The sequence below is a fragment of the Pontibacter indicus genome, assembly GCF_900156345.1.
GTDB lineage: Bacteria > Bacteroidota > Bacteroidia > Cytophagales > Hymenobacteraceae > Pontibacter > Pontibacter indicus.
On record NZ_FTPP01000001.1, the window covers coordinates 1,366,497 to 1,380,016 of the forward strand.

Here is a 13,520-nt window from a genome sequence, read left to right on the forward strand (position 1 = left end):
CAACATGAAAGCTAAAGAAATCCAGGACCTTATTGACTTTATCGCCAAGTCTGGTTTGAATAAAGTAAACATTGAGACAGAAGAATTCAAGATCTCGGTGAAGCGCGATCCAGACCAGCAGGTAACGTATGTAAAGGAAGCGGCCTCCGCTCCGGTACAGCATGCTGCTGCTCCTGCACCAGCCGCCGGCGCTCCTGCAGCGCCACAGGCGCCAGCCGCTCCGGCTGCCCCTGCCGCAGCACCTGCCAGCGACGACAGCAAATACATCGCTATCAAAGCACCTATGATCGGTACGTTCTACCGTTCTTCCAGCCCAGACAAGCCAGCCTTCGTGAACGTTGGTGACGAGGTGAAAAAAGGTCAGGTGATCTGCATTATCGAAGCCATGAAACTCTTCAACGAAATCGAGTCTGAAGTATCCGGCAAGATCGTGAAGGTGTTGGTAGACAATGCCAACCCGGTGGAGTACGATCAGCCGCTGTTCCTGGTAGACCCTAGCTAATTCATTGATTTGAAAATTTGAAAATGTGAAGATTTGAAAATGGAGATGGCCCAATACCCTCTCCATTTTTATATCATTTTCACCTGAATCTCCGCATTCCCAAATCTCCAAATCTCCAAATCTGACATTATGTTTAAAAAAATACTAATCGCCAACAGAGGCGAGATTGCCCTGCGCATCATCCGTACCTGTAAAGAGATGGGCATCAAGACGGTGGCCGTTTACTCAACGGCCGACAAGGAAAGCCTGCACGTACGCTTTGCTGACGAGGCCGTATGTATCGGCCCGCCGCCAAGTGCGCAGTCATACCTGAACATGCCTAACCTGATTTCGGCTGCCGAAATTACCAACGCCGATGCTATTCACCCAGGATATGGCTTCCTTTCTGAAAATGCTGAGTTCTCCCGCATTTGCGCCGAGCACAACATCAAGTTCATCGGTGCCTCTCCGGAGATGATCAACGCCATGGGCGACAAGTCTTCTGCCAAAGACACCATGAAAAAGGCCGGTGTACCGACTATACCTGGTTCTGACGGCCTGTTGAAGTCGTTGGAAGAAGGCAAGAAACTCGCCAAGAAGATCAAGTATCCGGTGATTATCAAGGCAACTGCCGGTGGTGGTGGCCGCGGTATGCGCATCATTAAGCACGAAGACGAATTCGAGAAGGCATGGAACGATGCCCGCACCGAGTCGAAGGCTGCGTTCGGTAACGACGGTCTATACCTGGAGAAATACATCGAGGAGCCTCGCCACATTGAGATTCAGCTGATCGGTGACCAGCACGGCAACGTGGCACACCTTTCAGAGCGTGACTGCTCGATCCAGCGCCGTCACCAGAAACTGGTAGAGGAAACGCCTTCTCCGTTCATTACCGACGACCTGCGCGACCGTATGGGTAAGGCAGCCATCAAAGGCGCCAAGGCCATTAACTACGAAGGCGTGGGCACGATCGAGTTCCTGGTAGACAAGCACCGCGAGTTCTACTTCATGGAGATGAACACCCGTATCCAGGTAGAGCACCCGATCACAGAAGAAGTAATCGACTACGACCTGATCAAGGAGCAGATCAAGGTGGCTGCCGGCGAGAAAATCACTGGTAAGAACTACTATCCGAAGATGCACGCTATCGAGTGCCGCATCAACGCCGAGGATCCGAAGAATGGTTTCCGTCCTTCTCCGGGTAAGATCACAAACCTGCACGTGCCAGGCGGACACGGCGTACGCGTAGACTCTCACGTTTACTCCGGCTATACCATCCCGTCTAACTACGACTCCATGATCGCGAAATTGATCGTGAGCGCGCAGACACGTGAGGAGGCCCTGGTAAAGATGAAGCGTGCCTTGAGCGAGTTTGTGATCGAAGGCATCAAGACAACGGTTCCTTTCCACCTGAAGCTGATGGATGATCCGGGCTTTAAGGAAGGAAACTTCACAACTGCTTACCTGGAGAATTTCGACTTCAACGCTTTGTAAGCACCAGATAAAACCAAATAAAAAACCGACTCCCCAACAGAGTCGGTTTTTTATTTGGCCCGATATATGTGGTTTTAAAATATAGCCCGATTATCATATTTGCACTAACTTAGGCATCTATCTGACCAGAAACAGAAATGAAACAAAGTAAGCTCCTCCTCTCCTTTCTTTGGGCCGCGCTGGCCGTACAGTTGAGCAGTTGCGCCTCCATGATCACAATGCAAACGGTACGCCCTCCTGTGGTGCGGGTAAGCCCCGACCAATGGAAAGTGTTGGTCGTGAACCGCTACGACCCGGCTAGGCAGGCTGCGAATAAGAACGAGAATGTAACAGCCGTGCTGCGCGACGGTGCCTACCAGGCTGCCGGTGGTGTGATGGGTGCCATCTACAACGACTCGACCTTTGTGCTGGTTAACCCCGACCAGGCCATTAGCCTACCAGCCGGCGCTGATCGCCTCAACTCAGAAGAAGTTGATGGGCTCTTCAAGCAGTACGGTCCGCACCTGATCCTGACGCTCGACAAGTTCAATACAGGATTTGGGAAAATAGTCGATAGCTACGAGGACGAGTACGGCGACAAAACTAAAATTGCCAATTTCGACCTGGTGGTGGCGAGCACCTGGTCACTTTACGACAGCACTGGTACGCTGCTGGACCAGGCAACGGTTGAGGAGCAGGAGTTCTACGATTCGCGGACGGTTGTGAGTGGTTTACTGGCCATTGGTCCGGCCATGGGAAAAGCAGGCCCCGTAGTGAACCGGCTGGCCGTGGAGACTGGCTACAGTTACTGGGACCGTTTCTATCCGCAGCCAACGCTTCTGGTCCGACAGGTATACATGGGAAGCACGTTGCAGGAAGCCCACATCATGTTGCTCTTGGGTCAGTTTCAGCAGGCCATTGCCAAACTGCAGCCTCTGGCTCAGGACCTTTCCTCTAAAACAGGTAGAAAGGCGGCCCATAACCTGGCCATTGCCTACGAAGCCGCTGGCGACTATGAGCAGGCCACTTATTGGGCACGTCAAGCACAAAGCAAGGGCGACAAACTGTCCTCAAACCTGCTTGAACTCTGGACAAACGCCGGCTTGATCAAATAAGAAAATACGTAATCTAAACAGCAAAGCCCGACCATGTTGGCCGGGCTTTGTCGTTGTATGCGCTATACCTATACCTTAGGAGGTAGCGGGAGTTTGTGCTTCTTTCTCAATCAACTCAGTCAGTTCATTGTACCAACCTTCGCCGTACTTGCGGATCAGAGGCTCTTTCAGGAACTGGTATACCTTCACACCCAAGTCTGCCCCAAAGTTGCAAGCGGCGGCACAGATGCTCCAGCGGTCGTAGTTTAGCGCCTCGAAGTCGTCGTACTTGGTGATGCGGATCGGGTACAGGTGGCAGGAGATCGGCTTTTTCCAGCTGATCTTGCCATCATAGTAGGCCTGCTCAATCGCGCACTTCAGTATACCTGCCTCGTCATACAAAGCATAGGCACACTCGCGGTTTTCGATGGTTGGGGTGGAATAGTCGCCTTCAAAATCCTGGATGTAGAGCCCCTGCTCTTCCACGGCCAGCTTTCCGGCACCCGTCATATAGGGCTTGATGTGCTCGTAGTTATCCGCCAGGATAGCGAGTTCCTCAGCTTCGAGCGGAGCACCCAGGTCGCCCTCTACGCAGCAGGCACCTTTGCACTTTTCCAGATTGCAGACAAAGAAATTATCACGGATGTCGTCGCTGATGACGGTATTCTGAAGAACGATCATGTAAGTAGTAAAATAAGCTTCTCAATTTGGCCAGGCTGGCAAAGAAGAGACAATAATAATTTGAAATAAGTTTAGACTAGCGTTTAGGCGCCCTTGCTCCTGCCGCCGTCAGAATATTTTGTACGCTTTCGCGCTTGGTGTAATCCATGGCTGTTTTGCCTGAATGGTCGCGCAGGCTCGGGTCAGCGCCGGCGTTGATCAGCATCACGATTACCTCGTTGCCACCATCCAACTGACAGGCCAGCATCAGCGGCGTCAGGCCTTCCAGGTTTTGAATGTTCGGGTTGGCACCGGCATTCAGCAGACTGCTCATCTCCATCATGTGCGTACCATTGGCGAAGCGCACGGCATAGTAAAGTGGCGTATTGCCCTTGTTATCGACTAAGTTCGGGTCAGCCTTATACTTGAATAAGGTGTCCAGCAATTGCGCCTGTTCGATCTCAAAGCCCTCTGTGTTGATGCGGGCTCCGGACATGGCGTAGTGTAGCGCTGTTTTGCCATCCTGATCGGTTGCATTCACATCGGCCCCGGCCTGCAGCAGCAGACTCGCTACCTGCAGTCGCACTTCCGGCTGGTAGATCACGCCATAGTCTTCGAGCAGCAGCGGAATAAATACCCCATGCATCAGCGGTGTGCGCAGTCTGAAGTCAAAATCATAGCCGTTGGGCACCGACACCGTATTGACGTAGGCCCCATTCTCCAGCGAGCGTTTCACGATTTCCGGGTTACGTTCAATGGCCGCCAGCACCAGTTTCTGATCCGATGACTGGTTGAGATACTTGAGCTGCTCAAACGCGTTGGAACTACCCTGCGAGATGGCCTGGTGATAGAGCTTGCGGGCTTTCTCAGGCTCCGGTTTACCCAGGTTGCCTTCTTCGTATAGCAGTCCCAAGGTATAGAGGGCTTCCTTTTCGCCGACAGCGGCGCCTTTTTCAAGCCAGTACTTGGCCTGTGCCACATTTTCCTTTGTTCCCTCCCCTCTAAGGTATAGGTTTGCCAATGAGGTATAGGCCACCACGTCGTTCAGTTCAGCGGCCCGCTTGATGTAGGTAAAAGCATAGCCTTTGTCCTCCATCTCGCCGTAGCCGGTATAGTACATACTGCCCAGAATGCGGTTACTGAAGGCATCGCCTGCAATGGCCATATCCCGGATGTCGAGGGCGGCGCTGCGCATATGGCGAGTAAAGCGCTGCTTGTCTTCGTCGTTGCGGATCGTCATCAGTTCTGCCAGACCCAGGTTGCCATACAGGCTACTACCCTCCAGCGCTTTTTCGAACAGAATACGGGCCGTGTCAGGGTCGGCTTTGTAGAATTTTTCAGGGTTGCGCACATAGGCTACCGAGTCAGACGTGATGATCTCATCAATCGGGGCTCCGTCTTCCAGCAACTCGCCATACTGGTGCATGCGACCCATAAAGTAATAAGCCGCAGCCTCGTCGCGAGCGGCTGCCTGCCGGAATTTGTTATAAGCTTCGTTGTACTGCAGGCCGATGTAGAGGTCCATGCCTTCCTGCATTTCGGGCGTGCGCCATACCTGTTTGGCAGAGCGGGGGACCTTCGCCTGTTTCAGGGAGTCAGGTATAATCTTGGCAACCTGGCTGGTATCGGATTGCGCCACAGCCAGATGCCCGGCCGGGAGCAGTGCGAGAAGCAGAAGAAGCTTTTTCATGCGTAGTAGTGGGATCATATATTTTCAGGTATAGCAGACATTAAAAGTCCGCACCAACCTTCTCAATTTTACAAAGATACAGATAATGCGGCTTTTCTCTAAAAAGCACTGCCTGAAGACACGCAAAAGAGAGGCCAAAAACGCATTCCTTTATAAGAAACCAATTGCAGGGGCGGTCTGGTTCTCTAAATGTGCAAGTGCCGTTCCTAAAACGGATAGGAATGTGTAAATTGCATGGATTATCAAAGAAGCACGCGGAAGAAAGCAAATGGATTATATTAGTTTACTGAACGAGTCGCAGCGCAAGGCCGTGCTCCACACCGAGGGGCCAGCCATGATTATTGCGGGTGCCGGCTCAGGCAAAACAAGAGTACTCACTTACCGGATCGCCTACCTGATCAGCCAGGGGGTGGATCCGTTCAACATACTGGCCCTGACCTTTACCAACAAGGCGGCCAAGGAAATGCGCCATCGTATCGAAAAAGTGATCGGCAACGAGGCCAAGAACATCTGGATGGGTACCTTCCACTCCGTGTTCTCGCGCATTTTGCGTGCCGAGGCAGATAAGATCGGCTACCCGAAAAGCTTTACCATTTACGACACCGATGACTCCAAGACGCTCATTCGCAATATCGTGAAGGAGATGAACCTGGACGACAAGCTCTACAAGCCGAACGTGGTGCTGGGCCGCATCTCCTCAGCTAAAAATAAGCTGATTTCGGTCAAGCAGTACCTCAACGACCCGGTGATTCAGGCTGACGATGAGGCGGCCATGCGCCCGAAGATCGGCAAGATCTACGAACAGTACGCCAGTCGCTGCTTCAAGGCCGGCGCCATGGACTTCGACGACCTGCTGTTCCAGACCAACGTGCTGTTCCGCGACCATCCGGATGCGCTCAACAAGTACCAGCATATTTTTAAGTTTGTGATGGTGGACGAGTATCAGGATACGAACTACTCGCAGTACCTGATTACGCGCAAACTGGCGGCCCAGAACCGCAACATCGTAGTGGTGGGTGACGATGCGCAGTCGATCTACGCCTTCCGCGGTGCCGACATTCAGAACATCCTCAACTTTGAGCGCGACTACCCGGAGCTGGAAGTATTTAAGTTGGAGCAGAACTACCGCTCCACCAAGAACATCGTGAACGCAGCCAACTCCGTGATCCGAAACAACTCGGCGCAGCTGAAGAAGGATGTGTATACCGACAACGAGCAGGGACCGCTGATCGAGGTGATCAAAGCCAACTCCGACAACGAAGAAGGCAAGCTGGTGGCGACCACCATTTTTGAGGAGAAGATGAACAACCACCTCTCCTACGACGACTTTGCCATCCTGTACCGCACCAATGCGCAGTCCAGGGCCATGGAAGAGGCCCTACGCCGCATGAACATCCGGTATAAGATTGTGGGCGGTCTGTCGTTCTATCAGCGCAAGGAGATCAAGGACCTGATCGCCTACCTGCGTCTGGTGGTGAACCCGAACGACGAGCAGGCACTGCGTCGCGTGATCAACTATCCGAAACGAGGTATAGGCGAAACGACTGAGCAGAAGCTGTTTGTGACGGCCGACGAGACGAACCACAGCGTGTGGGAAGTGATTCAGAATGCAGGGCAGTTTTTAGGCAATCGTATAGGTACAGCCATCGAGAACTTCTCGATCATGATCAAGGACTTTGCCCGCATTGCCGATAATACCGATGCTTTTGAGGTAGCCAAACACGTAGCCAAACACTCCGGTATCGTAGACGACCTGTACCAGGACAAAACTGTGGAAGGCCTGGCCCGTTACGAAAACATCCAGGAATTGCTCAACGGTATCAAAGAGTATGTGGACGATCCGGAGAAGGAAGACAAGAGTCTGTCGGCTTTCCTGCAAGACATCGCCCTGATCACCGATGCCGATACGAAAGCTGATATGGACGGTGAGTTTGTGACGCTGATGACGATCCACTCCGCCAAGGGACTGGAGTTCAAGAATGTGTTCATCGTAGGTATGGAGGAGAACCTTTTCCCGAGCCAGATGATGCTCAACTCCCGCGCTGACCTGGAAGAGGAAAGACGTTTGTTTTACGTCGCCATCACGCGCGCCGAGAAAAAGCTATACCTGACGTACGCGACCAGCCGTTACCAATGGGGCAACCTACGCGCCTGTGAGAAGAGCCGCTTCCTCGACGAGATCGATCCGAAGTACCTCAACTTTAAGTACGGCGAGCATAGCACGGCCAGCGGAGGCGGCAACGTGTTTGACCGCGTGTTGCAGCGCAAAAGCAGCATCAGCAGTCTGGTACAGCCACAGGCTCGTAAACAAGCTGCCACCGCCTATACCGCACCTGCCGACTTCACGCCAAGCGATACGTCCAATCTGGCGGCCGGTATGAAAGTAGAGCACCCTAAATTCGGTTTCGGCGTAGTAACCAAGATGGACACGCAAGGCAACAGCACCAAAGCCATCATCAACTTCGACGAAGTGGGCGAAAAAACGCTGCTGCTGAGCTTTGCCAAGCTTAGGATTCATAATTGAGTGAGTTCAGAATTTAGTGATTGAGTGAGTTAGTGATGGAGTGATTTTTTTATTTTTGATTGAGGATTGAATGAAAGTTCTTCAATGCATGAATTCTCCATATTTTAAATTTTATAAATCACTCATTTACTCAATAAATATAACTCACTCATTCACTAAATCACTCATTCAAAAATAAATTACCCCTACATTTGAGATTCATAAATTGACATAATGGAAGCAAGTACCACCTTTAAGCAGGAGCTGTTGCTGCGCGAATACGGCAGAAACGTGCAGGATCTGGTCAACCACATCCTGACCATCGAAGACCGTTCGGAGCGCACTCGCCTGTCTTACCTGCTCATCAACCTGATGGCCAAGCTCAATCCGCAGTTGCGCGACACGCAGGACTATCAGCAAAAACTATGGAACCACCTCTACGTGATGTCCGGCTCCAAACTCGATGTGGACGCTCCTTACCCACTCAGCGCCATGGAGTACCTCAACGATAAACCCCAAACGATGGACTATCCGCTGAGCACGCCAAGGTATAAGCACTATGGCCAGAACGTGGAACTGCTGATTCAGCGCGCCACAGAGCTAGAGGACGAAAAAGAGCGTGAAGCGGCTACGATCTCGATCGGGAAACTGATGAAGACGCTGTACCGCTCATACAACAAAGACAGCATCACGGACGATGTGATCCTGAACGATATCGTGCAGATATCCAAGGGCAAGCTGAACCTGGACCTGGCGACTGTAGAGGCCAATAACCTGTTCGAATCGGTGAGCAGCAAGTCGCAGGACAGCGGCAGCAACCGTCCGCAGCAGCAACAGCAAAACCGTGGCGGCGACAAGCGTAGCCACAAAAACACCAGAACAACTTCCAACCAACGAAACAAATAGTACTAAATGGCTTCATTTGAAGTAAAAGGCGGTGCAAAGCTGCGCGGAGAAATCATTCCGCAGGGTGCCAAAAACGAGGCACTGCAAATCCTGTGCGCCGTACTCCTTACCCCCGAGAAAGTAACCATCTCTAATATCCCGGACATTCGCGACGTTAATAAGCTGATCGAGCTGCTGCGTTCGCTGGGTGTTAAAACGGAGCGCCTTGCACCGGATACCTATACCTTCCAGGCTGATGACATCGACATCGATTTCCTGGATTCCGAGCGCTTTGTAGAACTCGGCCGTGCCATCAGAGGGTCGGTGATGATCGTAGGCCCGATGCTGGCCCGATTTGGCAAAGCCAAAATGCCTAAGCCGGGTGGCGACAAAATTGGCCGCCGCAGGCTGGACACGCACTTCACTGGTTTCGAAAAACTGGGCGCCTCTTTTGAGTACAGCGCCGAGGACGATTTTTATACCGTTACTTCGTCTGGCTTGAAGGGCTCCTACATGCTGCTCGACGAGGCTTCTGTTACCGGTACAGCCAACATTTTGATGGCAGCGGTGCTGGCCGAGGGTACTACCACAATCTACAATGCGGCCTGCGAGCCATATGTGCAGCAGCTTTGCCGCATGCTCAACCGCATGGGCGCCAAGATCAGTGGCATCGGCTCTAACCTGCTCGTGATTGAAGGAGTGGAAGAACTAGGTGGAACCGAGCATCGCATGCTGCCCGACATGATCGAAATCGGCTCTTTCATCGGTCTTGCTGCCATGACAGGTTCGGAGATCACCATCAAAGACTGCCAGATTCCGGAGTTGGGTCTTATACCGGACACCTTCCAGCGACTGGGCATCAAGATGGAATTCCGTGGCGACGACATCTTTATACCTGAGCAGGACCGCTACGAAGTGGACACCTACATCGACGGCAGCATCCTGAACATTGCCGACCATACCTGGCCTGGCCTGACCCCTGACCTGTTAAGCGTTGCCCTTGTCGTGGCGACGCAGGCAAAAGGCACGGTGCTGGTGCACCAGAAAATGTTTGAGAGCCGCCTGTTCTTCGTGGATAAGCTCATCGACATGGGTGCTCAGATCATTCTCTGCGACCCGCACCGCGCCACCGTAATCGGTCAGAACAAGCAGATCCCGCTTCGTGGCATCCGCATGACCTCACCTGACATTCGTGCCGGTGTAGCCCTGCTTATCGCGGCACTTTCCGCCGAGGGCACCAGCATCATCGACAACGTAGAGCAGATCGACCGCGGCTACCAGAACATCGACGGCCGACTGAATGCGCTGGGTGCACAGATCAGAAGAATGTAGCATCTTGGTTGATATTTAAAGAGAAAGAGCGCTCAGAGATGGGCGCTCTTTTTATTTTGGCTGGTATGAAAAGCAAAGATGAATCTTGCTTATCTTAGGTGTAAGTTCAGTAATTACACAAAACGTATCTATACTTATATTGCAGATAGTGGGAGTAGGTACTCCTGCTAGCAGGTAGTTGGGCTGCATTTTAATCATGAAAATACCAATGAAAATTTTATTAAGTAACTGGATAAATGTCGTTGGTATAATTGTTACAGCTTATTTGTATACCTTTTTCTGGACTTTTTCCAAGCCTTCAGATTTTGAAGGTAACCGTTTAATGATTTGGCTTTTTGGAAGCTTATTCACAATCTTTGGTTATGGCATGATGTCTTGGTTGCTTTTTGTTTTTGCAATAGTTGCTTTAGACATGCTTCTAATTTTTCCTAATAGAAGAAAGTTAACAGAAAAATTACTGATAGAATGGTTGCTTATAATTTCGCCATTTATCTATTGGGCATTCAAATATGACTACTGGCTTTGGATAATGTTAGCTGCATCATTCCTGTTAACCCAGTTACTTAGGAAAAGAAAAATAGAAAGAATAACGTAGCCCAACCCAATGCAGCTTTAACCCTTGCTACGCCTCGGGCTTCTGCTGCACTAATCCGTTGGCCTGAATATTAATAAAGAATATTATTGATGTGGAGTATAATATAAAGTTTATAAACGGGAATAGGCTCGTAGCAATCGGACTAGCAGGCATGATTCTGTCAATTGCCCTCCCCATCTTCCTTAATATCAACTTTAATATTAAAGAAGCATTGATGATTGGCGTCATCCCATTGATGTTGGTCATATCGTGCTTTACAGCCTACTTCGCCTCGAAAAGGAGTGAATATTTTCTGGTAAACGAGGACGGTTTGCACACAAGTAAGCATGGTCTAGTAAAATGGAGTGAAGTTCATAGTTTGGACCTCGAAGAGAGACTAGAATCTGAGGTGTTGACAATCAGATTAAGACTTAAAGAGAAGATAGTTATCCCTAGTAGAATAGAGGAAAGCCTTAGTAGACAAACTTTTGTTGCATTTACAAAAGATGTGGAGAGACGTATTTCGGAAGCATCTGATTCAGAAATCGGACCCCTTCAACAATCTTATGCCTATGGTGGAAAGGGGTACAGAATGCTTGGGTATTTGTTTTTACTTACACTCTTTTTGTTTACTCCTTATGTGCTCTATACACTAGTTATTGGAGATATGACAGCTAAAAAGTTTGTGTCTGTGATTGTCGTCTATTCTGTGACTCTACCTATACTTGGCAGGATATTCAGAGATGAAATATTTGGGAAAACAAAATAGGCTAACCCTGCACAGGCTCCATACTCGGCTTCGCTTCGTTCACAGCCTGTACTAGTCCGTTGGCGATAATTAATTAATTTCTAGAAACCTTAGATGAATAATAAATTCTACTCCTCGTTTTTTATTCTTCTCCTCCTTGGATGCAAACCGGTAGAAAAACCTGTTCAGGATCTACAGGATGTAGCCACTACATTTGAAAATGCTCCTGAATGGGCAAAGGGAGTAATTTGGTATGAAGTATCGGTGGAACGGTTTAGAAACGGGGATCCATCTAATGACCCTACCGCAGAAGATATCCAAGGTGCTTATCCAGGTTTTGTTCCGGAAGGATGGCAAGTTACCCCATGGACACACGATTGGTACAAAGAAGATGCTTACTTCAAGAATATTGGCAATCGAAAAGATTACTATGGAAATGAAATAACCAAAATAACAGACAAAGTGCAACTACGCCGGTATGGGGGCGATCTGCAGGGTGTGCTAGATAAGATGGACTATATTGATTCTTTAGGGGTAACTGCCATTTATTTCAGGCCTTTAAATGATGCACCATCCCTACACAAATACGATGCACGGAATTGGCACCACGTAGATGTAAATTTTGGCCCTGATCCGCTAAAAGATAAAAAAACCATCGCATCCGAAATTCCGGATGACCCCAGTACCTGGGTCATGACCGAAGCAGATCTAATGTTTCTGAAAGTAATTGAGGAATTCCATAAAAGAGGTATAAAGGTCATTCTAGATTATTCATGGAACCATACAGGCCAAACCTTTTGGGCATGGCAGGATGTTTTAAAAAACCAGGAAAAATCAAAGTATAAAGATTGGTATTGGGTTGGGAGCTTTGACGATCCCAATACACCTGAAAACGAATTTAAATACCATGGTTGGGTTGGTGTTCCTGATCTCCCCGAAATAAAAGAGACACAGAAACAAGACCTCTCCAGTGGCTTAAAATCCTTTGAAGGCAATATTTACAATGAAGCAGCCAAACAACACATATCCAGTGTTGCCAAACGGTGGCTAGACCCCAATAATGATGGAGACCCATCTGATGGCGTCGATGGCTTTAGATTAGATGTAGCTGCTGAAACACCACTTGGTTTCTGGAGGGAATTCAGACAAAACGTACGAAAAGTAAACCCTGACGCTTATTTAATGGGAGAAATTTGGTGGGAGGAGTGGCCTGATAAACTATTAGATCCTGAGCCTTATTTAAGAGGTGATGTTTTTGACGCTGTCATGAATTACAGATGGTACAGGGCTGTCAGACACTTTTTTAATGAATCTCCTCACCCAATTTCAGTTTCAGAATTAACGGATAGTTTACATAGTTTCAGTTCAAACCTCCGGAAGGTGAGTAATTATTCTATGATGAATTACACGGGTGGCTTTGACACTCCCAGAATTCTTACCTCTTTATTTAATAAGAACAAGTATAAATACTACAGCAAAGCGCACGAGAACCCAGCTTACAAAATCCATAAGCCGGATTCTGACACGTACCAGACCCTGAAAATGCTTTTAATTCAACAGTATACGTATGTTGGTTCTCCCCATATTTATGCTGGTGATGAAATGGGGATGTGGGGCGCTGATGACCCTTCATCCAGGAAACCCTTAATCTGGCCAGATTACACGTTTGAGGATGAAGTTGTGCACCCTCTTGGGAAAGACCGCCCAACAGACAAGGTAGAATTCAACCATGACTTGTTTCAATTTCATCAGAAGTTGATACGTATTCGTAAATCCAATCCTGTCTTGATAGACGGTGAGTTGGAATTTATCAAACTTGATGATTCGAATGAAGTATTGGCTTATCGTCGCTTTAATGAAGGAAATGAAATGATTGTTGTCTTCAATCATCACCATCAACCTAAGACAGTAAATATTCCTTTATTATCGAAAGGAGAATATGTAGATGTTTTGCAAACTTCAAGGATTAGCACTAACGGCAAGGAAGTTATAGCCGAAATTCCACCCAGGTCAGCTTGTTTGCTGAAGTTATCTAATTGAAAAGTTAGCGTACAACGTAGAAATAAAAAGAAGACAGCTG

At 49.2% G+C, this 13,520-nt stretch carries 11 protein-coding genes; 9 read left to right on the forward strand and 2 right to left on the reverse strand.

Annotated features, from left to right (window positions below; genetic code table 11):
- Positions 1-4: 4 nt before the first annotated feature.
- The 3 genes from accB to B0B12_RS05880 all read left to right on the forward strand — a co-directional run bounded on the left by accB (position 5) and on the right by B0B12_RS05880 (position 3,069).
- Complete coding sequence (gene accB, locus B0B12_RS05870) at positions 5-502, forward strand: acetyl-CoA carboxylase biotin carboxyl carrier protein (protein ID WP_076666534.1); 498 nt, start codon at positions 5-7, stop codon at positions 500-502.
- A 129-nt stretch (positions 503-631) separates the two neighbouring features.
- Positions 632-1,975, forward strand: a complete 1,344-nt coding sequence (accC, locus tag B0B12_RS05875) for an acetyl-CoA carboxylase biotin carboxylase subunit (RefSeq protein WP_076666536.1) — start codon at positions 632-634, stop codon at positions 1,973-1,975.
- Positions 1,976-2,112: 137 nt separating this feature from the next.
- Positions 2,113-3,069, forward strand: a complete 957-nt coding sequence (locus B0B12_RS05880; RefSeq protein ID WP_076666538.1) for a DUF6340 family protein — start codon at positions 2,113-2,115, stop codon at positions 3,067-3,069.
- Positions 3,070-3,144: 75 nt separating this feature from the next.
- Here the strand turns inward: B0B12_RS05880 and B0B12_RS05885 are convergent, their stop codons facing one another.
- Both B0B12_RS05885 and B0B12_RS05890 read right to left on the reverse strand, forming a co-directional pair.
- On the reverse strand, positions 3,145-3,729 hold the full coding sequence (locus B0B12_RS05885; protein WP_076666541.1) for a DUF3109 family protein: 585 nt from the start codon (positions 3,727-3,729) through the stop codon (positions 3,145-3,147).
- A gap of 76 nt (positions 3,730-3,805) precedes the next feature.
- Positions 3,806-5,416 carry an ankyrin repeat domain-containing protein gene (locus tag B0B12_RS05890; protein WP_244554608.1) on the reverse strand — a complete coding sequence of 537 codons (1,611 nt, stop codon included), beginning with the start codon at positions 5,414-5,416 and terminating at the stop codon, positions 3,806-3,808.
- A 250-nt stretch (positions 5,417-5,666) separates the two neighbouring features.
- Between B0B12_RS05890 and B0B12_RS05895 the strand changes: the two genes are divergently transcribed.
- From B0B12_RS05895 to B0B12_RS05920, 6 genes are all read left to right on the forward strand, one after another.
- On the forward strand, positions 5,667-7,922 hold the full coding sequence (locus B0B12_RS05895; protein ID WP_076666546.1) for an ATP-dependent helicase: 2,256 nt from the start codon (positions 5,667-5,669) through the stop codon (positions 7,920-7,922).
- A gap of 213 nt (positions 7,923-8,135) precedes the next feature.
- Complete coding sequence (locus B0B12_RS05900) at positions 8,136-8,807, forward strand: DUF4290 domain-containing protein (protein ID WP_076666548.1); 672 nt, start codon at positions 8,136-8,138, stop codon at positions 8,805-8,807.
- Between the two features lie 6 nt (positions 8,808-8,813).
- The gene (murA, locus tag B0B12_RS05905) at positions 8,814-10,118 is read left to right on the forward strand and encodes a UDP-N-acetylglucosamine 1-carboxyvinyltransferase (protein ID WP_076666550.1); all 1,305 of its coding nucleotides are present in this window, start codon (positions 8,814-8,816) and stop codon (positions 10,116-10,118) included.
- A gap of 208 nt (positions 10,119-10,326) precedes the next feature.
- Complete coding sequence (locus B0B12_RS05910; RefSeq protein WP_076666552.1) at positions 10,327-10,713, forward strand: hypothetical protein; 387 nt, start codon at positions 10,327-10,329, stop codon at positions 10,711-10,713.
- A 91-nt stretch (positions 10,714-10,804) separates the two neighbouring features.
- Positions 10,805-11,461, forward strand: a complete 657-nt coding sequence (locus tag B0B12_RS05915; protein ID WP_076666554.1) for a hypothetical protein — start codon at positions 10,805-10,807, stop codon at positions 11,459-11,461.
- Positions 11,462-11,554: 93 nt separating this feature from the next.
- Positions 11,555-13,480: a glycoside hydrolase family 13 protein gene (locus B0B12_RS05920; protein WP_076666556.1), complete on the forward strand. Its 1,926-nt coding sequence runs from the start codon at positions 11,555-11,557 to the stop codon at positions 13,478-13,480.
- Positions 13,481-13,520: the final 40 nt, after the last annotated feature.

What these genes read in the sequence shown, in the direction of transcription:
- accB (WP_076666534.1), top strand. Translation starts at nt 5, where the DNA reads ATGAAAGCTAAAGAAATCCAGGACCTTATTGACTTTATCGCCAAGTCT.
- accC (WP_076666536.1), top strand. Translation starts at nt 632, where the DNA reads ATGTTTAAAAAAATACTAATCGCCAACAGAGGCGAGATTGCCCTGCGC.
- B0B12_RS05880 (WP_076666538.1), top strand. Translation starts at nt 2,113, where the DNA reads ATGAAACAAAGTAAGCTCCTCCTCTCCTTTCTTTGGGCCGCGCTGGCC.
- B0B12_RS05885 (WP_076666541.1), bottom strand. Translation starts at nt 3,729, where the DNA reads ATGATCGTTCTTCAGAATACCGTCATCAGCGACGACATCCGTGATAAT.
- B0B12_RS05890 (WP_244554608.1), bottom strand. Translation starts at nt 5,416, where the DNA reads ATGATCCCACTACTACGCATGAAAAAGCTTCTTCTGCTTCTCGCACTG.
- B0B12_RS05895 (WP_076666546.1), top strand. Translation starts at nt 5,667, where the DNA reads ATGGATTATATTAGTTTACTGAACGAGTCGCAGCGCAAGGCCGTGCTC.
- B0B12_RS05900 (WP_076666548.1), top strand. Translation starts at nt 8,136, where the DNA reads ATGGAAGCAAGTACCACCTTTAAGCAGGAGCTGTTGCTGCGCGAATAC.
- murA (WP_076666550.1), top strand. Translation starts at nt 8,814, where the DNA reads ATGGCTTCATTTGAAGTAAAAGGCGGTGCAAAGCTGCGCGGAGAAATC.
- B0B12_RS05910 (WP_076666552.1), top strand. Translation starts at nt 10,327, where the DNA reads ATGAAAATTTTATTAAGTAACTGGATAAATGTCGTTGGTATAATTGTT.
- B0B12_RS05920 (WP_076666556.1), top strand. Translation starts at nt 11,555, where the DNA reads ATGAATAATAAATTCTACTCCTCGTTTTTTATTCTTCTCCTCCTTGGA.